Below are 22,615 nucleotides of genomic sequence, written 5' to 3'. Positions count from 1 at the left end.
TTGCTTAGAAGCGCTATCGTTTTAAAGCCCAGGCAAGGCAAGCTTTGAGTACCGGGATGTCATTACACTTAAGACTCGTATCAGCTTTGTAACGCGCGACCGCTTAAACGCCTTTGAACGCTCGCTCAAGCATGTTCGACCCGGCATCGATCCCGCGAGAATAATGTGCCCCTTTCAAACGTTAAGAACGTCAAATGCGTCACGTCGCTACGCGATGCCGATTGCCGCGCGGCCGCAACTCTGCGCCCAACAGGAGGACACTGATAAACTTTCAGCGACCGTTTCCTTTTGCGCATCGACGCGCGTCACCGTGCTCTTTGATGGCTGCTTCAATCCGTGGAGAATTAGATGGAGCACGCGTACGTCCAGCTGCTGCACCTGCTTGCAGGCCATACGGCATGGACGCTGGTCGTCGTGTTCCTTGCGGCCTTTCTCGAAGCCGTCGCCATCATCGGCACGTTCGTGCCGGGCAGCACCGCGATGTTCATCGCGGGCGCGCTGGTCGGCACGGGCACCCTGAATCTCGGCTGGCTGTTCGCGTGCGCGATCGCGGGCGCGGTGGCGGGCGACGGAATGAGCTACTGGGTCGGCCGCCGCTATAAGGACAGGATAGGCAGGCTCTGGCCGTTCAGCACGCATCCGGGTCTGCTCGAAAGCGGCCAGAGGCATTTCGACAGACATGGCGCAAAGAGCGTCGTGTTCGCGCGCTTTGCCGCGCCGCTGCGCGCCGTCGTTCCCGTGGTCGCCGGCATGCTCGAAATGCCGCCGCTGCGCTTCTACGCGATGAACCTGATCTCCGCGCTGCTGTGGGCGCCCGCGCATATTCTTCCCGGCGTCGTGTTCGGCGCGTCGATCCAGCTCGCGGGCGCCGTGTCGTTCCGCCTCGTCGCCGCGCTCGCCATCGTGGTCGCCATCGTGTGGCTGTGCATATGGATCATGCGCGTGGTCGTGTCGCACGCACGCGCCTGGGCGAGCGCGTCGCGCCGCGGCATCGTAAACTGGGCGCGCGATCACGAAGCGCCCTATGGCCAGCTGATCTATCGGATCGTCGATCCTGAGCGCGCCGCCATCGGCCTGCTGGTCGGGATATCCGTTCTGGTGCTGCTGTGCGCAGGGATCTTTTTCGGCGTGATGCAGGATGTCGTGAGCGGCGACCCTCTCGTCCAGGTGGACATGTCGTTCTATCGCTTTCTGCAGTCCGCGCGCGCGCCGTGGGTTGGCGAAGCGCTCGCGCGCGCGTCGACGCTCGGCAGCGTTCCGACACTCGCCGCGCTGATCGTCACGTCAGTCGCGCTGATGGCCTATGAGAAGCGCTGGCGCACGGTCGTCTACTGGCTGATTGCGGTGATGTTTTCGCAACTGCTGATCTTCGCGATGCAGGTCATCATTCATCACACGCCGCCCGCTGCCGCGCAACCCGATATCTACGCGTTTCCAAGCAACCACGTCGCGGCGAGCGTCACTGTCTATGGCTTTCTCGCATTCGTGGTCGCGCGGCGCGTCGGCACGGTGACGGGCATCGCCGTGGCCGCGCTTGCCAGCATGATCGTGATCGTCGTTGCGTTCGCCGGACTGTACTCGGGCCGCTTTGCGTTTTCCGATGCCGTGGGCGGCGCGACGTTCGCGGCCGTCTGGGTCGCCGTGGTCGCGCTGACTGCCGTATGGCGGCACCCGGAATCGCCGCCATCGCGCGAATACATGCCTGTCGTGCTGCTGGCCGTGCTGTGCGCGAGCGTCGGCTTGCAGATCGGCATCGGCCATCAGCCGGATGCGGCGAAGCAGGCGCACGAGCGTCCTCCCATCGTCGTCACGCAGGCGCAGTGGACGGACTCGCTGTGGAAGACGTTCCCCTGCTATCGCTCCGACATGAAGGGCGACCGGCGCGAGCCGATCACCGTGCAATGGACGGCCGACCGGCAGCAGATCGTCATGCAGTTGCGCAGCCGGGGCTGGCTGGAGGGCTCGCGTTTCAACACGCGCAGCCTGTTCTCGCTCGTGTCGCCCGATGTGTCCGTGATGGATCTGCCCGTGCTGCCCAAGCTCAACGACGGCGAACCGTCCGCACTCGTATTCAGCCGGCAGCGGGAGCGGCGCGACGAGCGCGATGTGCTGCGTTTCTGGCGCACGGGCTATGCCGTCGCGAGGCGCGATGGCGCCGCGCCCGCGCCGATCTGGCTCGGCTCGCTCGTGCATGAACGGCTGGTGCGGCCATCGTGGCCTTTCAATGTGGTGCGCACCGACAGGCAGCTCGATCCCCTCATCTCGTCGAAAACGCACGACAGTGAATGGCGGGAACTCGAAGTTTCGCGCTCCATCGGCTGCCTCGATATTCCCGTCACGCTGATTGCATCGGGAGACCGTTAGGGCTCTTATACCCGTTTGACATTCAGGCGCGGCATGTCCGGCAGGCCGGGCCGTGCAACAATGAACGGCCGCCGGCCGCGCGGCCGGAAGCGCGCGACGAGGCGATGCAATGCGCGAGGAGTCAACGCAATTGGTCGAATTCCATCCGTCGGCAATCTCTACCTGGGGCGCGGCCGTCGTGTTCCTGAATGTGCTGATCACGCGCCTCGGGGTCCCCATTCCCGCCGTGCCTGTTCTGCTGCTTGCAGGCACGGCCGTCGCGAACGGCCATCTGTCGTTCTGGCATGTCCTGACGGCCGCTCTCGCGGGCGCGCTGATCGGCGACGGCGTATGGTTCGCGGCGGGCCGCATGCTCGGCCGCCGGGTGATTCACGCGCTCGCCCGCCTGTCGGCCGCTGTCGAAGCACACATGCGCAAGGCACGCGTGCTCTTCATGCGCTTCGGCCTTGCCATCGTGTCCGTGTCGAAGTTCGTGCCCGGGCTCGCCATCATCACCCCGCCGCTGATGGGTACGACGCGCGTCGGCATCACGCTTTTTTTCGCATGGGATGCGCTCGGGATCGTCGCATGGGCCACGTTCTGGCTGCTCGGCGGCGCGATATTCGAGCGGCAGCTCAACATGCTGCTCCATGAAATCCGCGCGCATGGATGGACGATCATCGATATGCTCGCCGTCATCGCGGCGTGCTATCTGGCTTTCCGGTTCGTCCAGCGCTGGCGTCTGCAACGGCCGCTGTCGTTCGCGCCCGTTTCGCCCGAGCAACTCGACGCGATGATGCGCGCCGACAAACCGCCCCTCGTACTCGACGCCCGCCCCGACGAAGTCAAGCGACAGGCGCCGCAGCGCATTCCGGGCGCATTGCCGCTCGACATTCACTCGCCAGGCACCGTCGATGCCGCGTTGCTTGCGCGCGATGTCGTCGTCTATTGCGTGTGCGCCGACGACGTCACGGCTAAAACGCTGTCGCAGCAAATGCGCGACAAAGGCTTTACGCGAGTTCGCGCGCTAAGGGGCGGACTCGACGCATGGGAGCGGCGCGGCTATACAGTCGAGCCCTCGACCGGCTCCGACTATGCCGCCGCGCCGCGCACGCGCGAAAAGCGCCGCACGCTGCCCGACAAGCGCGCGATAACGTTGCGCGGCATTGCCCCAAGAGGCGCTGTCTCGAGTTGAAAATTTGAGTTCTTTGGTACTTCTTTTCCATTTGCGCGCGCCCGGTACGCTTCAAGGCACGCTGGCGTAATTCTCGCTAAAATCCATTTCTTTAAGTTAGCTGTTAAAGCTGCGTGCTCAGGTAAAACCCTGGAGTTTAAGGAATGCGCTGGTTATTCATTATCTGGTTTGTTGCAAGCGTGGCTTACGTGATAAGGCGGGGCAATGCCCGCTTCAAGTTCGCACGCCAACTGTCAGATCATTCGACCTTTCTGGCGCCAATTAACTGCCTGTGCTATCTGTTTTCGCCGCTAAAGGCCACCGCCTATATCGACCAGGAACGTTTTCCCGAATTGGCGCCGCTCAAAGCCAACTGGAAAGTCATTCGTGAAGAAGCATTGGCTGTGGATGCCGCGCAAAAAATATCGGCCTCGACGAATTACAACGACATCGGCTTCAATTCGTTCTTCAAGACCGGCTGGCGCCGCTTTTACCTGAAATGGTATGACGCGCCGCATCCATCGGCACAATCCCTTTGCCCCGTGACGACGCGTCTATTGCAGGAAATTCCGACCGTCAAGGCTGCGATGTTCGCGCAGTTGCCGCCGGGCGCGAGTCTGGTTCGCCATCGCGATCCTTATGCCGGGTCGGTGCGGTATCACCTCGGCCTCGTCACGCCGGCGAGCCCCAGGTGCTATATCGACGTGGATGGGCAGCAATACTACTGGCGAGACGGCGAAACCGTGATGTTCGACGAGACCTATATTCACTACGCGAAAAACGAGACCGACGTGTCGCGCATCGTGTTGTTCTGCGATGTCGAAAGGCCCATGTACTTCCGCTGGGCAGCCGCGTTGAACAGGATGTTCTCGAACGTCGTGATGCGCGCGGCCAGCTCGCCGAATGAAGCAGGCGACCGCACCGGCTTCCTGAATCGCGCCTTCAAGTACGTGTACGCGATCCGGCGCGTCGGCAAGCGCCTGAAGGCGTGGCATCGGCCGACCTATTACGTCGTCAAGTGGGTTTTGTTCGGCTCGATTTTCGCCGGCATTGTGTATGCGCTCTAAGCACTAAAGAACTAAAGCGCCAGCTCTTTGAGAGCCGCGCGTTTGCTCTAAAGCGCGGCGGTGTATTGCCGATCAGCCGCGCACCGCTTCCTGCACGGGCGCAAGGCCGCCGACGACGATCCGGTCGCGCCCCGTCGCCTTGGCCTGATAGAGACTGCGATCGGCCTCCTGCAGCCAGGTGTGATAGTCGGGCACGCTGTCCGTCAGCTGGGCGATGCCGACGCTGATGGTGCACGGGCATTCCGCGGCTGCCTCTCTGGTCTTCTCACGCACGCGCTGCACCAGCACCTTGGCGATCGTGTGCGCCTCACGCAGCGTCGCGCCCGGCAGCACGACTCCGAATTCCTCGCCTCCATAGCGGCCGATGCTGTCGCCCGTACGGAAATGACGCCGCAGCAGATCGGCGAACGCCTGCAACACTGCATCGCCAGCGGGATGACCCAACGTATCGTTGATCCGCTTGAAGTGATCGAGGTCGATCAAAAGCAGGCACGACGCGTACCGGTTCTCACGGCAGCGCTCGAACTCCTGCGCGAGCAGCCCTTCCCAATGCCGCCGGTTCCATAGCCGCGTCAAACCGTCGGTCCGGCTCAGATGTTCCAGTTCCCGCGTGCGCTGCGCGAGCTTCAGGGACAACCGATAGCTAGTCAGGCCCAACGCAAGTGGATAAATGATCAGGAATGGCAGGCACGCGAGTATGGTCGGCATCTGCGACATCGGCGAGAACCCGGGACCGAGCGTCACGAGCCCGGACAGGAAACCGAGCCAGTGCGCAATGACGCCGCGCGCAAAAAGACGCAGGCCGCCGGCGGCGATATTGTTCATGCTGAGCATCGCGAGAATCAGCACGCTCGGCAGGACATTGAACTGCATCGCCACGACCCAGAAACCGCCTAGCAGCGCATCGATCATCAGATTCAGGCGCTCGCCGCGATACGGGACTTCACACGCAAGCGCGGCGCGCCGTGCGATGTGCGGCCAGATGAAACCATGCAATACCAGCAGCGACCACAGCATATAGCCGCGATGCTGTTGCGCGAAGACCGACGCGACACAAAAGAAACCAAGCCCGAGCCCGGCAATGCGCAAACGATAGATGCGCTCGACAAAGCGTTTCCCTTGCCCGGCTTTGCTATTCGTTGCCAACTTCATCGATCCCTGAGCAAGTGACTGCGAGAAATTGAAGACGCACGACCGTCATGGTGCATCGCGTGCTGAAGCTCGTGTTTGCGCTGCGCTTTGACGAGAACGTTGCGCGTCTTTAGATGCAGGCGCAACGTCATGGATCGGTATAAAAATGATACCAGTATATGCAGTTGGCAATTAGTCCATTCAAGGGATGGAAGCGCTTCTGTCGTACGTCCGTTGTTTTCCCATCAGCCTGAATGCCGGATTTGAAACGTTTGCTTGACGAATCGAACGAAATCCGCAGGCTCGCGCAGTGTGCATTTCAGCGCGATACGATGCAAATGAATCACTAGAAATGAATCAAGAGCGAAGCAGCCGATCCGCGCTTCAGTGGCCGCTGATCAAAGGCACGGGCGAAGCCGCCGACGATTCGAAGCTGCGCTGAGTCAGCCACACTTCCTGTTGCAGCCAATCGCGAAAGACAGCGACATGGGGCAAGTCGCCCTGCTCGGGGCGCGTCACGAGCCAATAGGACTGGTGCCCATCGACATGTACATTCAGCACTTGCACGAGTTGTCCATTGGCAAGCTCGTGCGCAATCATATGACGGTCGGCGATCGTAATGCCGAGACCGTCGATCGCCGCGCGAATCGCGTGATCGAGAAGATCGAATTCAAAGCCCCCCGACGTATTGACGCCTTCTATGGCCGCCGCCTTGAGCCAGTGCTGCCATGTCAAATAACGCTGGTTGTCGCCGGCCAGTACATGCAGCAGCGTGAACTGGTTGAGATCGATGCCGTCATTGCCCGCCTGGCGCGCGAGCAGCCCGGGCGAGCACACGGCAATGTGCCGTTCGTTCATCAGCAGCAGGTTGTCGAGGCCTTCCCATTCGCCGTTGCCGAAACGCACCGCGCAATCGAGCACGTTTGATTCGGCGAGGTCGTCTTCGAGCCGCGTCGACACGCTCAGTTCGAGTTCCGGATGCTCCGCGCGCAAGCGGCCCAGCCGAGGCAAAAGCCAACGGCTTGCAAACGTGGGCGGAACATTGATCCGCAAGCGGTTGAGGTGGGTCTTCTCCTGAATGGTGCGCACGGTCCATTCGATCTTGTCGAAAGATTGCTGCAACGCTTGAAGCAGAACGCGGCCGGATGCCGTCAGATCGAGATGATGATGCCGGCGCTGCAGCAGGGATTCGCCGAGTTGCTCTTCGAGTTGCCGCACCTGACGGCTCACCGCGCTTTGCGTCACGTTGAGCAATTCCGCCGCGCGCGTAAAGCTGCCGGTGCGCCCGGCGACTTCGAAGGCTTTGAGCGCATTGAGCGCTGGCATTTTTCTTTTCAAGGACGTCTCGTCTGAAGGTCGGCGCCTAAGGGCCAAGCGTGCATTTTAGCGTCTGAAGTCAGCGCATCAGCGCCGTTGCGCACGGACCCGATTGTTAAGGGGCATATCGGTCATGCGCTTGGTCATCGTACCGACATACTGGCCCAGGAGGGCGCATCGTCGTGACGGTGGGGGAAAAGATCGGCAAGCAACACCTGACCTATGGCCAGGGCGCGTCGGCCGAACTCGTCGCGATGGCCACGATCGGCGCCGCCGACGTGTACGGCCTGCCCGTTTCGACCACGCACGTGTTGTCGTCGGATGTCGCGGGCACGATGGCGGCCAACGGCTCCGGCCTGCAATGGAGCACCGTGCGCAGCCTGATCCTTGCCTGGGTGTTGACGCTGCCGGCATCGATCGTGCTGTCCGGGGGGCTCTACTGGCTGTTACGCCATCTGTTCTGATCGCGCATGCCCGGCCTCGCATGCCGCGGGGGCCGGGCATCGCCGCCACTGGAAGGCGCGCTCGGCGGCAAGCGGAAGGCAGCAAGCAGCACGCAATGCGCAACAAAAAAAGCGCGGCGTCAGTTCACTGACGCCGCGCTTTGCATTTGCGCCTTTGAACAACCCGTCAATAGACCTCAGGCACGATCATCGATGCCGGCACAGGCTGACGGCTGTATTCGTCGTGATAGACGCGCTCCGGCAGCACGATAGCGGGATGCTCGATCTCGTGATACGGGACCTGGCTCAACAGATGCTGGATGCAGTTCAGGCGCGCGCGTTTCTTGTCGACGGCCTGCACGACCCACCAGGGCGCTTCGGGAATATGCGAGCGCTGCAGCATCACCTCCTTCGCTTGCGTGTACAACTCCCAGCGGCGGCGGCTTTCGAGGTCCATCGGGCTCAGCTTCCACTGCTTGAGCGGATCGTGGATGCGTGCCTGGAAGCGGATTTCCTGCTCTTCGTCGGTGATGGAGAACCAGTACTTGAGGATCTGAACGCCACTGCGCACCAGCATCTTTTCGAACTCCGGCACGGAACGGAAAAACTCTTCGTATTCGTCGTCGGTGCAAAAGCCCATTACGCGCTCGACGCCCGCGCGGTTATACCAGCTGCGATCGAACAGCACCATTTCGCCGCCTGCGGGGAGATGGCTCACATAGCGCTGGAAATACCATTGGGTGCGCTCGCGGTTGTTGGGCGCGGGCAGCGCGGCGACGCGGCACACACGCGGATTCAGGCGCTGCGTGATGCGCTTGATCGCGCCGCCCTTGCCCGCCGCGTCGCGGCCTTCGAAGATCACAACGAGACGATGCCCCGTCTTGACGATCCAGTCCTGCAGCTTGACGAGTTCGCCCTGCAGACGGAACAGTTCGCGGAAATAGTGTTTGCGTGCTTCGCGAGCCTCGGGCGTAAAGGCCTCCGAGCCGTCGAGGATTCGGTCGTCGATCTCCATTTCAAGTTCCTCGTCGTAGGCATCGACGAGGTCCTCCTCGAAGCGGCGCTGCCGGGCGGCGAGCGACGCGATGTCAAGTTCGTGCTCGGATTCCTTCATCACAGTGGCTCCTGTTTTTCCGTTCCACGGGAGAGTGTTGACGCTGCGCGCGGGCTCTTGTGATTGTAAGGTTCGCGGGTGTCATTCATATTACTCCTTCGGGCTGCGGGCCTTCAAACCACGCCAACCGAAAAAGTCGGCCCGTCAGGCGCCGCCGTGGGAGCAACGGATCAAAGCCTCTTTGCAATACTGATTTCATGGCCGTCGGGATCGCAGATATGAAAATATCGCTCTCCCCACGAAGCGTCGGCGGGCGGCGCTTCGGGGCTGAAGCCCGCAGCGAGCGCCTTGTGATAGACGGCATCGACGTCGGATACATGAACGATGACCCGCCCCCACCACATGATGGGCCCCCTGGTGTCGTGAATCAGATTCAGATAGGTACCGCCAAATGCAAACGACGTAAAAGCCTCTAGCGGGCCGCCATAAGAAAGCGGAAAACCGAGCGCCAGGTAGAACGCCACGGCGCGCGCCATGTCGTGCGTCGCAAGCGTGACAGCGCTCAATCCTTCGAACTGCACGTCGTCTTTGTCGTCTTTGTCGTTTGACGATACTGGCTGATTCATCGCGGCCTCCTCACTGCATAATGTGAAAACAGCGGACACTGCCACCGGCAATGCCCGCTGCCAGGCGAATCGACAACGGCGTCACGCCGTCATCGGACAGGCAACGCCGGCGCACGACGCAGCACTATTGCGGTATCACGCGCGTCACGCCGCGTCCACGCGGGTCGGATACGGGCTCAGGACGCTGTCCGTCGACCTTGATCGCCTGAATGTCGCCGTTGAAGTTCTGCGCCTGCAATTGATAGCCCTTCGCCTTGACCTTCACCGCCAGTTCGCCGTCGATAGGCTGGTACGGCTCCCAGAAGATCGTGTTCGGCGGCAGCAACTGATGGTGGAAACGCATCGCGGCAACGGCTTCGTTCAACGGCATGTTGAAATCGTACACATTGTTGATCACCTGGAAGATCGACGTGAAGATCCGCGAGCCACCCGGCGTGCCGATCACGAGCGACACCTTGCCGTCCTTCGTCAGAATAGTCGGCGTCATCGACGACAACGGACGCTTCTTCGGCTCGATCGAATTCGCGTCGCTGCCCACCACGCCGAACATGTTCGGCACGCCCGGCTTCGACGCGAAGTCATCCATCTCGTCGTTCAGCACGATGCCCGTGCCTTCCGCCACGACGCCCGAGCCGAAATAGCCGTTGATCGTATAGGTGTTCGACACCGCATTGCCCCACTTGTCGACCACCGAGAAATGCGTCGTTTCCGCTTTCTCCGGCATCGACGTGCCCAAGCCCGCGACCACCGTCTTCGTGTCCGTCGGCGACTCCGTATTGACCTCCGACGCGCGCTTCGCAATGTAAGCGTCGTCCGTCAACTGCGCGACGGGCACCTTGTAGAAATCGGGATCGCCAAGATATTGCGCGCGGTCCGCGAATACGCGCTTTTCAATTTCCGCTACGAGGTGGATGTACTGCGGCGAATTGAGGTTGACGTTGGCGAAGTCGCTTTTCAGGTCCGCTTTCATCTTCAGCAATTGCACGAGGCCGATGCCGCCCGAACTCGGAGGCGGCGCGGTAATCACGCGATAGCCGTTCCAGTCCGCCTGCACGGGCTGACGCCACACGGCCTTGTACTCCTGCAGGTCGCGCTTCGTGATGAGGCCGTGCCCCTTCATCGATGCCGCGATCAGATCGGCCGTCTTGCCGTTATAGAACTCGCGCGCGCCCAGGTTTGCGACACGCGTCAGCACAGCAGCGAGTTCCGGCTGCCTGAAATTGACGCCCTCTTTAAGATTGCCGAAATAGCGAGTGAAGTTCGTCTTGCCAGCAAAGTCTTTCTCCGCATCTTCGCGGCGCTTCGCAAGCTGTGCATCGACTTCGAAACCATCGCGCGCATACTTGATCGCGGGCGCGAGAACCTGCTTCCACTTCAGCTTGCCGAAACGGCGTTGCGCTTCCCACATGCCCGCCACCGTGCCCGGCACGCCGACTGCGTCATGGCCATACAGGCTCTTGCCTTTGATGACGTTGCCCTGCTCATCGAGATACATGTTGCGCGTTGCCGTCAACGGCGCGCGCTCCCGATAGTCGATGAAATATGGCTTGCCATCCACGTACAGCGTCATGAAGCCACCGCCGCCGATATTGCCCGCTTCGGGATACGTGACAGCAAGCGTGAACGCGATCGCCACGGCTGCGTCGACGGCATTGCCGCCTTCCTTGAAGATCTGCTCGGCAGCATCGGCACTGTACCTGTCCGCGACGGCCACAGCCGACGCATTCAGTACGGATTGCTGTTTGGGAGGCGCCTTGGCGTAGGCGGGTGCGGATTCGAGGAATCCAGCCGAGGTAGTGAAGAGCGCGGCTACCGCGAGAGTTGTTGCGGAGAAGCTGGCTTTATAGATTGATTTCAATGCGTGTCTCCAAAGACGTTCTTCTGGTTCAGGCACGAAAGGCCTGTCTTTGGCTTATAACACGCAATGCACTCAATTGCGAAGCGGCCCATGCGCAGCGCATGCAGCCGCTTCTCACTCGATTACGTCGGATGCAACCCAGCTAAAGATGCTGTCACGCAAGCGCCTTTTCGTTGAGTACTTGCGACGCCACTTCATCCACTGCATCCTTCGTCAACTTGACGATGTCATCCACTTCGGCGCGCGTCGTGATGAGTGGCGGCGCAAAGCCCAGAATGTCGCCATGAGGCATTGCGCGCGCAATCAGTCCGCGTTGCAGCGCAGCGGCAGAAACACGTGGACCGACTTTCAACGCGGCTTCGAATGGACGACGCTGTTCCTTGTGCGCCATGAATTCGAGCGCCGCAAGCATGCCTGCGCCGCGCACTTCGCCGACGAGCGGATGCGAGTCGAATGCCGCATGCAGTTGTTGAAGCAGATAGCCGCCGACGTCCGCCGCATTTTGCGTGAGGTTCTCGCGCTCGAGGATATCCAGATTCGCGAGCGCGGCTGCTGCGCAAACGGGATGCCCGGAATAGGTCCATCCGTGTCCCATCGGCCCGTATTCCTGCGAGCCCTGGGCGATCACATCCCAAACCTTCTCGCCGACGATCACAGCGGACAGCGGCGCATACGCGCTCGTCAAACCCTTTGCGACCGTGATGAGGTCCGGTTCGATGCCGAAATGCTGCGCGCCCATCTTCGAGCCGAGGCGCCCGAAGCCGCATACCACTTCATCGCTGATCAGCAGGATGTCGTGCTTCTTCAGCACCTTCTGGATCGCGGGCCAGTAACCGGCGGGCGGCGGCAGGATGCCGCCCGTGCCCATCACGGGCTCGGCGATGAAAGCGGCAATCGTGTCCGCGCCTTCTTTCGCAATCAGCTTCTCCAGTTCTTCGACGCAATAGTCGACGAACTGCGCTTCATTCATGCCGGCGGGCGCCTGGCGATACCAATGCGGACACACGGTATGCTTGACACGCTCGATCGGCAAATCGAAATGCTGATGGAAGCTCGGCAAGCCCGTCAGGCTGCCCGTGACGATGCCGGAGCCGTGGTAGCCGCGCTGGCGCGAAATGATCTTCTTCTTGTTGGGTCGGCCCTTTACATTGTTGTAGTACCAGACGATCTTGATCTGCGTTTCGTTGGCATCGGAACCTGACATGCCGTAGTAGACCTTCTTCATGCCCTTCGGCGACCAGTCGATGATGCGCGACGATAATTCGATGATCGTGTCCGTCGAATGTCCGACGTACGTGTGGTAATACGCGAGTTTCTTCGCCTGCTCATAGATCGCGTCGGCGACTTCCGTGCGGCCGTAGCCGATATTCACGCAGTAGAGACCTGCGAATGCGTCGATAAACGACTTGCCTTGATGGTCTTCGATGCGGATGCCTTTGGCGCCCCTCACGATGCGTCCGGGCAATGCGCCGCTCTCGTGATCGTGAGCGTGCGTCGACGGATGCATGAAATGCGCGCGATCCGCGCTGAACAGTTGGTCGAGCTGGGTCATGGGACACTCCGTTTCTGATCGATAGTTGAATGATGAGCTCATGCGGCAAGCGGCCGATGAGCACGAGAAGCAGCGTCGGCGACGGGCAAGCCCAGTTGACCGAGGCAGAAATAACGCGTTTCGACAAACGGCTCGAATCCTTCGAGCCCGCCTTCGCGGCCGAGGCCCGACGCCTTCATCCCGCCGAACGGGATCGGCGCGCCCGTGAACCTGGCACCGTTCACGGAGACCATCGCGAAGTCGAGTTGGCGGATTACCTGGAAAACAGTGTTCAGATCCTTTGCGCAAAGATACGCGGCGAGTCCGTACTCCGTGTCGTTTGCGCGTGCGATCGCTTCATCCAGCGAGTCGAACGGCGACACGGCCGAAATGGGTGCGAAGTTCTCTTCGTCGTAGATGCGCATGCCCTTCGACGCATCGGCGATCACGGTCGGCTCGAAGAACCAGCCGCCGCGTGCATGCGGCGCACCGCCGACGACGACGCGCGCGCCCTTGGCCCGCGCATCTTCGACACGCTGCGCAGTTGCATCGAACGCGGCCTGATGCATCAACGGACCGACCTCGCTGCCCGCCTCGAACGCCGCGCCCACTTTCAGCGCGCGCACGGCCTGCGCATAGCGTTCGACGAATGCGTCGTACACGGGGCGCGCAACGAGGATGCGATTTGCCGCGCAGCAGTCTTGTCCCGAGGTCTGGAATTTCGCGGCGACGGCGACGCGCACGGCCTGTTCGAGATCGGCGTCTTCCGTCACGATGAACGGCGCATTGCCGCCCAATTCGAGCGCCGTCTTCTTGATGCCGCTTTGCGCGACGGCCTGCATCACGAGCGAGCCGACACGCGTCGAGCCTGTGAAGCTCACCGTGCGTACGCGCGGATCGCGCACGAGCGTCTCCATCGTCATTTGCGGTTCGCCGAGCACGACGTTGAACACGCCGGCCGGAAAGCCCGCTTCTTCCGCGAGCTGCGCAAGCGCGAGCGCCGAGAACGGCGTTTCATGTGCGGGCTTCACGACGACCGTGCAACCCGCCGCGAGTGCCGCTGCCGCCTTGCGCGTGATCATCGCGTTCGGGAAGTTCCATGGCGTGATCAACGCGGCGACGCCGACGGGTTCCATCATCGTGCCGAGATGGGCGCCGTCGATGTGGGTTGGAATCGTGCGTCCATTCAGGCGCTTGCCTTCGTGCGCGAACCATTCGATGAAGCTCGCGCCATACGCGATTTCTCCCGCTGCTTCGGCGAGCGGCTTGCCTTGTTCGAGCGCGAGGATGCCCGCGAGATCATTTTGATGACGCAGCACGAGTTCATGCCAGCGCAGCAGCAAGGCGGCGCGCTTCGCGACGGGAACCCAGCGCCAGGTTTCGAACGCGCGCTGCGCGGCATCGACGGCTTGCGTGATTTGCGATGCTTCGAGCATCGGGACGTGGCCGATCACTTCCTGATCGGCGGGGTTTTGCACCGCTACCGTGGATGCTGTTTCGCTATGCATCCAGCGGCCGTCGACGTAACACAGCGATTTGAACAGAACGGGATGACCCAGCAACATGATGATCTCCTGTATGCGATGCCTCTACTTTATTGGCCATGCGGCCGGCGGTTTTTTTGTTTGGGGTTCTTCTGGTGCCGGTTTTTTCTGTTTTTCTCATGTGTTGGTAAGTGTTTTTTGGGTTTGCCTGGGGCGGTTTGATTTGCCGCTGTCGCTGTTTGCTCTGCCGCTGGCGCTGTTTGATCTGCCGCTGGCGCTGTTTGATCTGCCGCTGGCGCTGGCATCCGCGATGCGCCTCGCGGCGCAAGCGTTGCCCCTGTGCGGGGCGGCACCTACTTTCTTTGCCGCGGCAAAGAAAGTAGGCAAAGAAAGCCGCTCACACCGCCAATCCTTGACCGTTACCCACGGGCTCTCAACGGCCCCACACTTCTCCTGTTTGCGTGCTTGCCCACGTGAGTTGCCAACGCATGGATTAATGCCTCACCCGCTTTACGCGCTCGTACAGCGCCTACCCGTGCCTGATTTTTCAGTGTCCTTTTGCGGCAAACATATGTTGGTTGTCGCGCCTCACAGGGCAGCGCTCCAACTGTGTAAACACGTCACGCCGCGACGGTGTTCTAAAGGCGCGAAGGCCTACATAGGTTTGCCGCACAGGGCGCTGATCAATCAAGGCCGCGGTCTGCAACGCGGGTGCTGAAGCGGGTGAAGCGCCAGTCATTGCGCTGGCAACGGAAACTGCCAGCACGTCGCCGTGAGAAGGATGGGGACGTTGGGGGCCCGTGGATAAACGTCAAGCATTGGCGGTGTGAGCGGCTTTCTTTGCTTACTTTCTTTGCCGCGGCAAAGAAAGTAGGTGCCGCCCCGCACAGGGGCAACGCCCGCGCCGCGAGGCGCATCGCGGATGCCAGCGACAGTGGCAGATCAAACAGCGATAGTGGTAGATCAAACAGCCCCAGCGGCAGAGCAAACAGCGCCAGCGGCAAAGCAACCTCACCCCTCCCAATCGAAAACCGACTCTCCCCCATCCTTGACAACCTTGGTCACGACATACGTGAAATAGCGCTCAATACCAAGCTCATCGGTAAGCAACACATCAATGAACCGCTGATAGTGATCAATATCCCGCGCCATCACATGCAGCACGTAATCGACGCCACCACCCGTGGCATAACACTGGGTAATCTCAGGCGCAGCCGCAACGCGCTCTTCAAAGCGACGCATATCCTGCGCCGTATGCCGCGCGAGCGTCACCTCAACAACAATGCGACTGCCCTTGAACACCTTCGCCCAATCGATATCCGTTCGATAACCACGAATCACGCCGCTCTCTTCGAGCCGCCGCACTCGCTCCCACGCGGGCGAAATCGACAGATTCACCTCCTCGGCGAGACGCGACTTTGTAATGCGCCCATCCCGCGCGAGGATGCGAAGAATCGCGAGATCGTAGCGATCGAGTTTCATCATCGGCGAATGCCCCTAGCTCCCGCGCGCGCCCAGCTTGCCCGCCGTAACAGGTATACCGCACTCGACGATCTCGGCAACCACGGCCACCGTATCGCCAATCTGCACGAGGCCCGGAAAATGCCGCGCCGCGAGCAAACCACTGCGGCGCGCGCGATACTCGACGGGCTTCGCGCCCGTGCGCGTCGCATCGTGAACCCGCGCGATCACCTCGCCCGCTTCCACACGGTCGCCCAGGTCCTTGCACAGTTCCAGCAACCCGTCGTGCTCGCTCGTCGTATAGCAGGTGCCGTCAGGCATGTCGAGCAAGGTCGTCGTGCGCGACGGCGCGAGCTCTTCATCACGCCATCCAATCACCCCCGCATTCGCGAGAAACCCGCGCACGCCGCGCCCAGCCACGGCGACGCTCGCCACCGTCGCCGTCCCACCGCCGCCCAGTTCCGTCGATACGAATACCTTGCCCGCTTCTTCGACAGCCGTGTCGAACAGACCGACGCTATCCAGTTCGAGCATCCGCATCGAATACGGCGCGCCGAATGCGCGCATCGCCGCCTCGCAGCGCGCCTGCTGCCTTGCATCGCTCAACACGTGCACGGCCGCAAACGGCACGAAGTCGAGCGTGCGGCCCCCCGCGTGCAAATCGAGTACATAGTCCGCGAGCGGCAGCAGATAGCGCTGAAAGTAATCGGCGATCTTCTCGGTCACGGTGCCGTCCGCCTTGCCCGGAAAGCTGCGGTTAAGATTGCCGCGATCGATGGGCGACGTACGGCTTCCCGCGCGAAACGCCGGGTAATTCATGAACGGCACGATGATCACGCGCCCCTTCACGTCGCTCGCCTTCAATGTAGACGCGAGCTTCGACAACACGATCGGCCCTTCGTATTCGTCGCCGTGATTGCCGCCCGTCAGCAGCGCGGTCGGACCGTCGCCGTTGCGGATCACCGTGATCGGGATCATCACGGCGCCCCACGCTGAGGCGTCATGCGAATGCGGCAGCTTAAGAAAGCCGTGCTGCTCGCCGTCGGCCTCGAAATCGACCGTGGCGGTAATGGGTGAAGCCCGCATTGCACTACTCCTTGACGAACAGTTTGCGCGGCGTATTGCACAACGTCTCGACGCCCGACTCCGTAATCAGGATGCTCTCTGTGATTTCGAGCCCCCAGTCGTCGAGCCACAGTCCCGGCATGAAGTGGAAAGTCATGCCGGGTTCGAGGACCGTCTTGTCCCCGGGGCGCAGGCTCATCGTGCGCTCGCCCCAGTCGGGCGGATAGCTCGCGCCGATGGGATAACCGCAGCGGCTGTTCTTCTCGATGCCTGACTTGCGCAGCACCGCGAAGAATGCGTTCGCGATGTCCTCGCACGTATTGCCGGGCTTCGCTGCCGCAAGGCCCATTTCGATGCCTTCAACCACGGCCTTTTCCGCATCGATGAAATGCTTGGGCGGCTTGCCGAGATAGACAGTGCGCGACTGCGGACAGTGATAACGCTTGAAACACCCGGCGATTTCGAAGAACGTGCCTGCGTTCGCCGCAAACGGCGTGTCGTCCCACGTGAGATGCGGTGCGGCGGCGTCGGCGCCCGTCGGCAACAGCGGCACGATAGCGGGATAGTCGCCGCCATGACCGTCGACGCCTGTGATACCCGCCGTGTAAATCTGCGCGACGAGATCGCATTTGCGCATGCCCGGCTCGATCCGCTCGACGATATGCGCATGCATCTTCTCGACGATGCGCGCGGCAATGCGCATGTATTCGATTTCGCGCGGCGATTTCACGGCGCGCTGCCAGTTGACGAGCGCCGTCGCATCGCGGAAGGCCGCGTTCGGCAGATTGCGCTGCAACGATGCATACGCGGCGGCGCTGAAATAGTAGTTATCCATTTCGACGCCGATGCGGCGCGACTGCCAGCCGCGTGCTTCGATCACTTCACGCGCGAGATAGTCCATCGGATGACGCTCGGTGGACTGCACATAATGATCAGGGTAACCGATGATGTTCTCGCGCTTCATGAACACCGTGCGCAACGCGCCGTTCGCATCCTGTCCGCGTCCATACCACACGGGTTCGCCGTCCAGCGCGAGCAACACGCACTGATGCACATAGAACGACCAGCCATCGTAGCCCGTGAGCCACGCCATGTTGGTCGGGTCCGTCACGATCAGCAGATCGATCTGCGCCTTTTCCATCGCGCGCCGCGTCTTCGCGATGCGCGCGTCGTACTCGCTTCGATCGAACGGCAAGCGGACCACGGGTGTCGCCACCCGCTTCGCGTCGTCCCGCTCCAGTTGAGGTGTATTTGACATGCTCTTCTCTCAGCGCTTCAAGTCGTTGCGGAAAATGGTGCCTGCGTTGGCGGCGCGCGCACGCGCGACAGCGAGCGTCGCGATGGCCGTATCCTGCGCGCCCGTGCCCGTCAGGTCGCAGAGCGTGATGTCGCTGTCGCTCGTGCGCCCCCTGGCCTGTCCCGCGATGATCTGTCCAAGTTCTGCGTGCTGTGCATTCGCATCCACTGCGCCCGCTGCAATCGCGTGATGCAGTTCGCCGAGCACACGCGTCTGCGTGACGCGGTCGCACACGTACCGCGCCGCCGCCAGCGCTTGCGGCGCGATCTCGTTCTTGTGCTCCGCGTCCGCGCCCATCGCCGTGATGTGCAGGCCGGGATGAAGGTCGGCAGTATCGATCAACGGCTCAGTGCTCGGCGTCGTCGTGATCGCGATGTCGGCTTCCGCGAGTGCGTGGTGTACGTCGCGTGCGACTTCGCAGGCGATGCGCAACTGCGCGGACATGTCCGCCGCGAATCGTTCTGCGTTCGCACGATTGCGCGCCCAGACGATGACGCGCTCGACTTGCCGCACCATCGTCAGCGCGCGCAATTGCAGACGCGCCTGTTCGCCCGCGCCGATAATCGCGACGTTCGAAGCATGCTGTTTCGCGAGCCAGCGCGCCGCGACGGCACCCGCCGCAGCAGTGCGCACGGCCGTCAGATAGCCGTTATCGAGCAGCACGGCTTCCGTCAGGCCCGTCTTCGCCGACAGCACGAGCATCAGTCCATTGAGGCTCGGCAGGCCGAGCTTCGGGTTATCGAAGAAGCCCGGGCTCACCTTGATCGCGAAGCTGTCGAAGCGCGGCAACCAGGCCGTCTTCACATCCACTTCGCCGCGATGCTCGGGAAGATCGAGCCGCAAGATCGGCGGCATTGCGACGGCTTCCGTCGCAAGCGACACAAACGCCGATTCGATCTGGTCGATCGCGGCAAGATCGAGCGGCACGAGCTCGCGCAGTTGCGCTTCGCCGAGCAGGGTAATTGCAGTCATGCAGTGTCTCCTCTTTTGACCAGAACTGACGCTTTCGCGTTTTTGCTCCCGTCGCATGCAAGATGGTTGCTGTCACGCCGCGCCGATGATGCGGCGATGCTGGTCGATGTCTATGTTGGCGCCTGTCACGATCAGCACGATCGGGCCTCGCGAAGCCGACGTCCCGTTCACACATCTCACGCGTCCGGCGAGCAGCGCGGCAATGCCGACGACAGCAGCGCCTTCGAGCACCAGCCGTTCCTCTTCGTACGCGTGCACGATGCCGCGCGCGATCGATGCTTCGTCGAGCAGCACGACTTCATCGACCCGTTCGCGTGTGAGCGAAAACGTATAGCGGTTGTCGAGTCCGATGCCGCCGCCGAGCGAATCCGCGAGCGTCGCCACTTCATCGACGAGCACCGGCTTGCCTGCCGCGAGGCTCGCGTGCATCGCGGCGCCGTTTTCCATCGTCACGCCCGTCATGCGCACGGCGCTCGCGATCTGCTTCGCTGCGAACGCGACGCCTGCAAAGAGCCCGCCGCCCGACAGCGGCACGACGATTTGCGCGACATCCGGCAAGTCTTCGGCGATCTCGATGCCGATCGTGGCCTGCCCTGCGATCACGTCGAGATGATCGAACGGCGGCACGTACGCATAGCCTTCTTCGCGCACGAGGCGTTGCGCTTCGTGCTGCGCATCGTCCTGGCTCCTGCCGACGATGCGCGCCTGCGCGCCCAGCGCACGCACGGCTTCGACCTTGTTCGGCGGCACGAGCGACGACATGCAGACGCACGCCTCGATGCCGAGTGCACGCGCCGCATGCGCAACGGCGCGCCCATGGTTGCCCGTCGATGCCGTGACCACGCGCCTGCATCCCGCTTCGGCAAGACGCACGAGCGCGTTGGTCGCGCCGCGCAGCTTGAAGCTGCCCGTCGGCTGGATGGTTTCGAGCTTCAGATAGACGGGCGCGTTCGCAACCGTCGACAACGCAGGCGATTCGACGAGCGGCGTGCGCAGCACGCGCCCTTCGAGACGGCGTCGCGCGCGATAGACATCGGCAAGCGAAAGTACGGACATTGACGTTGGCCCTGCACGAGTTCACGACCGATGCGGCTGCGTCGTTGCCTTTCGACGCGAGCCACAGCGGACTCAGTGCGGCCAGTCTAATGTTCTAAATAGTGTTTTCTATTGTCCTGGTACATTTCGTTTTTGCGCGATCCGGCGCGACGCATTGCGGCAGCGATCAACGCTCGTTCAACCGAAGTCGTGCACTTGCGGATATTGCTCGAACACGTCGCGCATCGTTTCGAGCGCGTCCTGATACACGTCGTCGCTCACTTCGGCGCCCACACACAGGCGCACGGCGTTCGGTCTGTCCGCACCGCGCACGAGAAACGGATCCGGCGACGTGACGGCGATATCGCGATTGCGCAGCTCGCGCACGAGCCGGTCCGCCTGCCAGTGATCGGGCACGCGCAGCCATGCCGACAGCGCCTGAGGATGCGAGCCGAGCACATACGGTCCGAGTATTTTCTGCACCAGTGCCTGGCGCTTCGCGAGCCGCTCGCGTTGCGTCTCGACGAGCCGCGCAGCCGTGCCGTCATTGATCCAGCGCGTCGCGACTTCCGCCATCGGCGAAGTCGCCATCCAGCTGCTTACGCGCAGCACGCTTTCGGCGCGCAGCGCGAGGCGGCGCGGCGTCGTCATGTAGCCGATGCGCAGGCCCGCCAGCACCGACTTGGTCATGCTCGTGCAGTAGAACGACAACTCGGGGATATGACTCGAAATGGGCGCGGGACGCGTCGCAGGCAGCGGTCCGTAGACGTCGTCCTCGATCACGTACACGCCGTAGCGCTCGGCGATGCGCGCAATCGCGCGGCGGCGCGACTCGGGCATCAGCGCGACGGTCGGATTGTTCAACGTCGGTGTGCACACGAGCGCGGTGATGCGCTCGCTATCGCACATCTCTTCGAAGTGCTCGGGGTGAATGCCATATTCGTCGATCTCCAGCCCTTTCAACGTAAACCCCAGGACATTCGCGGAGCCGATCACGCCATGGTCGGTCAAACTTTCGCACAGCACGGTATCACCGGGACCGACAAGCGACGCAAGCGCAAGAAAGATCCCATGCGCCGCGCCGTTGGTGACGAGCAGCGTATCCACGGAAGCGGACATGCCCAGGGTCTTCAGCCATGCAATGCCCGCCTGCCGATGATGCTCGAAGCCCGCGATGGGCCTGAACGCACGTATCCACGGCTGGTCGTCGATCTTCGCGAGCGTCGCGCAGACCTTTCGCCACATCGCGTCGTGCTCCGGCGTATGGATGATGCGCGCAATCGAAAAATCGACGACCGAGCGCTCCGCCGTATCGAGCATGTAGTTCGACATCGTCTCGGTGACGCGCTCCGCAACGAAGCTGCCGCGTCCCACTTCGCAGCGGATCAGCCCTTGCCGCTCCAGCTCCTTATAGGCGTTCGTGACCGTCTGCACGCTGATCGACAGTTCCGACGCCACATCGCGCTGTGGCGGCAGACGTGCGCCCGCGCGCAGCGCCTCGCGTTCGATGTCGCCTGCAATCGCCTTCACCAGCCGTTTGTATTTCGACTCGACGCCATGCACCGCGCCGACCGCTTCCCGCCACTGTTCGATCACCTGCCGCCTCCCATGCCGCGCCGACCCGAGTTGGCGCTTCATCGCTTACCCTGGGTCCTCTACGAACTTGTCCATCGAAAGTCATGGACACCATGCATAGTGCGATCAAAGAGCCTCTGAAAATTATTGTCCTAGAGCAATCGGAACAAAAAAATGGCTTTGTATGCTGCGTTCATGGGTTGCATCCGGGACATGTCGAACACGCCGGAATGCTTGCCACACCGGGTTTTCCCGGATTTGGGCGCACGCTGCATCGCGCCGTTCACTACTTCTGTCCGTGTTCACACGGAATCGGGAATCGACATGAAATCGAAGCGCACGTCAGTCATGCTTGGCGCCTTCTGCCTCGCGGCAGCCGGCCTTGCCATGCACACCCAGTTCGCGTCGGCTGAAACGACGTTGCAGCGCATTCAGCGCACCGGCGAAGTACGCATCGGCTATGCAAACGAATCGCCATTCGCCTATACGACACCCGACGGCAAGGTCACGGGCGAGTCGCCCGAAATCTCCCGCAAGATCTTCGAGAAACTCGGCGTGAAGAAAGTGGACGCCGTGCTGACGGAATGGGGCTCGCTGATTCCAGGCCTGCGCGCGGGACGTTTCGATGTGATCGCAGCCGGTATGTACATCACGCCGGAGCGTTGCAAGCAGGTCGCTTTTGCCGATCCGCAGTATCAGATCCAGGACACGCTGCTCGTGACGAAGGGCAACCCGAAGAATCTGCACAGCTATGGTGACGTGGCCAAGCAGCCGGACATCAAGCTCGCCGTAATGGCGGGCGCCGTCGAAGTCGCCAATTCGCGCGACGCGGGCATAAAGGATGCGCAATTGCTGCAAGTGCCCGACACGACCGCGCAATTGCAGGCCGTGCGCACGCGCCGCGCCGATGCGGCGGCGGGCACGGCATTGACGATGAAGGGCCTCGCGGCCAAGGATGCCGGCCAGGTGGAAACGGTCTCCTTCTTCAAGGACGATCCGAAGCACACGGGCTACGGGGCGCTCGCGTTCCGGCCCGAAGACACGGATCTGCGCGATGCCGTGAACAAGCAGCTGCATCAATGGCTCGGCACGCCCGATCATCTCGCGACCGTCGGGCCGTTCGGCTTCGACAAGTCGAATCTGACCACGAAGACGGCTGCCGAAATCTGCGGCAAATGAGCC

At 62.0% G+C, this 22,615-nt stretch carries 18 protein-coding genes and 1 pseudogene; 6 read left to right on the top strand and 13 right to left on the bottom strand.

The window, feature by feature from the left end:
- Positions 1-348 precede the first annotated feature (348 nt).
- The 3 genes from J8I87_RS20295 to J8I87_RS20285 all read left to right on the top strand — a co-directional run bounded on the left by J8I87_RS20295 (position 349) and on the right by J8I87_RS20285 (position 4,584).
- Positions 349-2,364, top strand: coding sequence for a VTT domain-containing protein (locus J8I87_RS20295; protein ID WP_209933573.1), 2,016 nt, complete (start codon positions 349-351; stop codon positions 2,362-2,364).
- A gap of 109 nt (positions 2,365-2,473) precedes the next feature.
- On the top strand, positions 2,474-3,538 hold the full coding sequence (locus J8I87_RS20290; protein ID WP_209933571.1) for a DedA family protein/thiosulfate sulfurtransferase GlpE: 1,065 nt from the start codon (positions 2,474-2,476) through the stop codon (positions 3,536-3,538).
- 143 nt (positions 3,539-3,681) lie between these two features.
- A complete protein-coding gene (locus J8I87_RS20285) occupies positions 3,682-4,584 on the top strand; it encodes an aspartyl/asparaginyl beta-hydroxylase domain-containing protein (RefSeq protein ID WP_209933570.1) in 903 nt (300 codons plus the stop codon).
- Positions 4,585-4,656: 72 nt separating this feature from the next.
- On the opposite strand, the gene J8I87_RS20280 is transcribed toward J8I87_RS20285, so the two are convergent.
- Both J8I87_RS20280 and J8I87_RS20275 read right to left on the bottom strand, forming a co-directional pair.
- A complete protein-coding gene (locus tag J8I87_RS20280; protein ID WP_245254040.1) occupies positions 4,657-5,736 on the bottom strand; it encodes a diguanylate cyclase in 1,080 nt (359 codons plus the stop codon).
- A 363-nt stretch (positions 5,737-6,099) separates the two neighbouring features.
- On the bottom strand, positions 6,100-7,041 hold the full coding sequence (locus tag J8I87_RS20275; RefSeq protein ID WP_209933568.1) for a LysR substrate-binding domain-containing protein: 942 nt from the start codon (positions 7,039-7,041) through the stop codon (positions 6,100-6,102).
- Positions 7,042-7,205: 164 nt separating this feature from the next.
- On the opposite strand from J8I87_RS20275, the pseudogene J8I87_RS20270 reads away from it, so the two are divergent.
- Positions 7,206-7,496: pseudogene (locus tag J8I87_RS20270) on the top strand (inorganic phosphate transporter); the annotation flags it as partial.
- A 166-nt stretch (positions 7,497-7,662) separates the two neighbouring features.
- Here J8I87_RS20270 and ppk2 read toward each other — a convergent pair.
- From ppk2 to J8I87_RS20245, 5 genes are all read right to left on the bottom strand, one after another.
- A complete protein-coding gene (gene ppk2 / locus J8I87_RS20265; RefSeq protein WP_209933567.1) occupies positions 7,663-8,589 on the bottom strand; it encodes a polyphosphate kinase 2 in 927 nt (308 codons plus the stop codon).
- 170 nt (positions 8,590-8,759) lie between these two features.
- On the bottom strand, positions 8,760-9,155 hold the full coding sequence (locus J8I87_RS20260) for a VOC family protein (protein WP_209933566.1): 396 nt from the start codon (positions 9,153-9,155) through the stop codon (positions 8,760-8,762).
- 124 nt (positions 9,156-9,279) lie between these two features.
- Positions 9,280-11,004, bottom strand: coding sequence for a gamma-glutamyltransferase (gene ggt / locus J8I87_RS20255; RefSeq protein ID WP_409518777.1), 1,725 nt, complete (start codon positions 11,002-11,004; stop codon positions 9,280-9,282).
- Between the two features lie 163 nt (positions 11,005-11,167).
- The gene (locus J8I87_RS20250) at positions 11,168-12,565 is read right to left on the bottom strand and encodes an aspartate aminotransferase family protein (RefSeq protein WP_209933564.1); all 1,398 of its coding nucleotides are present in this window, start codon (positions 12,563-12,565) and stop codon (positions 11,168-11,170) included.
- Positions 12,566-12,603: 38 nt separating this feature from the next.
- On the bottom strand, positions 12,604-14,109 hold the full coding sequence (locus J8I87_RS20245; protein WP_209933562.1) for an NAD-dependent succinate-semialdehyde dehydrogenase: 1,506 nt from the start codon (positions 14,107-14,109) through the stop codon (positions 12,604-12,606).
- Here J8I87_RS20245 and J8I87_RS20240 point away from each other — a divergent pair.
- Positions 14,108-14,746: a hypothetical protein gene (locus J8I87_RS20240; RefSeq protein WP_209933561.1), complete on the top strand. Its 639-nt coding sequence runs from the start codon at positions 14,108-14,110 to the stop codon at positions 14,744-14,746. The genes J8I87_RS20245 and J8I87_RS20240 overlap by 2 nt on opposite strands.
- A 293-nt stretch (positions 14,747-15,039) precedes the next feature.
- Here J8I87_RS20240 and J8I87_RS20235 read toward each other — a convergent pair whose 3' ends face one another.
- From J8I87_RS20235 to J8I87_RS20210, 6 genes are all read right to left on the bottom strand, one after another.
- Positions 15,040-15,510, bottom strand: coding sequence for an Lrp/AsnC family transcriptional regulator (locus J8I87_RS20235; RefSeq protein WP_209933630.1), 471 nt, complete (start codon positions 15,508-15,510; stop codon positions 15,040-15,042).
- 15 nt (positions 15,511-15,525) lie between these two features.
- A complete protein-coding gene (gene doeB, locus J8I87_RS20230) occupies positions 15,526-16,575 on the bottom strand; it encodes a N(2)-acetyl-L-2,4-diaminobutanoate deacetylase DoeB (RefSeq protein WP_209933560.1) in 1,050 nt (349 codons plus the stop codon).
- A 4-nt stretch (positions 16,576-16,579) separates the two neighbouring features.
- Complete coding sequence (gene doeA / locus J8I87_RS20225; RefSeq protein ID WP_209933559.1) at positions 16,580-17,812, bottom strand: ectoine hydrolase DoeA; 1,233 nt, start codon at positions 17,810-17,812, stop codon at positions 16,580-16,582.
- Between the two features lie 9 nt (positions 17,813-17,821).
- On the bottom strand, positions 17,822-18,823 hold the full coding sequence (locus tag J8I87_RS20220) for a cyclodeaminase (protein ID WP_209933558.1): 1,002 nt from the start codon (positions 18,821-18,823) through the stop codon (positions 17,822-17,824).
- 72 nt (positions 18,824-18,895) lie between these two features.
- A complete protein-coding gene (gene eutB, locus J8I87_RS20215) occupies positions 18,896-19,879 on the bottom strand; it encodes a hydroxyectoine utilization dehydratase EutB (protein ID WP_209933557.1) in 984 nt (327 codons plus the stop codon).
- A gap of 177 nt (positions 19,880-20,056) precedes the next feature.
- A complete protein-coding gene (locus J8I87_RS20210) occupies positions 20,057-21,496 on the bottom strand; it encodes a PLP-dependent aminotransferase family protein (protein WP_209933556.1) in 1,440 nt (479 codons plus the stop codon).
- Positions 21,497-21,757: 261 nt separating this feature from the next.
- Between J8I87_RS20210 and ehuB the strand changes: the two genes are divergently transcribed.
- Positions 21,758-22,612: an ectoine/hydroxyectoine ABC transporter substrate-binding protein EhuB gene (gene ehuB, locus J8I87_RS20205; RefSeq protein WP_209933555.1), complete on the top strand. Its 855-nt coding sequence runs from the start codon at positions 21,758-21,760 to the stop codon at positions 22,610-22,612.
- The last annotated feature ends 3 nt before the right edge of the window (positions 22,613-22,615 follow it).

Origin of the sequence: Paraburkholderia sp. LEh10, assembly GCF_017814945.1 — a bacterium.
GTDB lineage: Bacteria > Pseudomonadota > Gammaproteobacteria > Burkholderiales > Burkholderiaceae > Paraburkholderia.
This window is presented reverse-complemented; position numbering and strand designations above follow the sequence as displayed.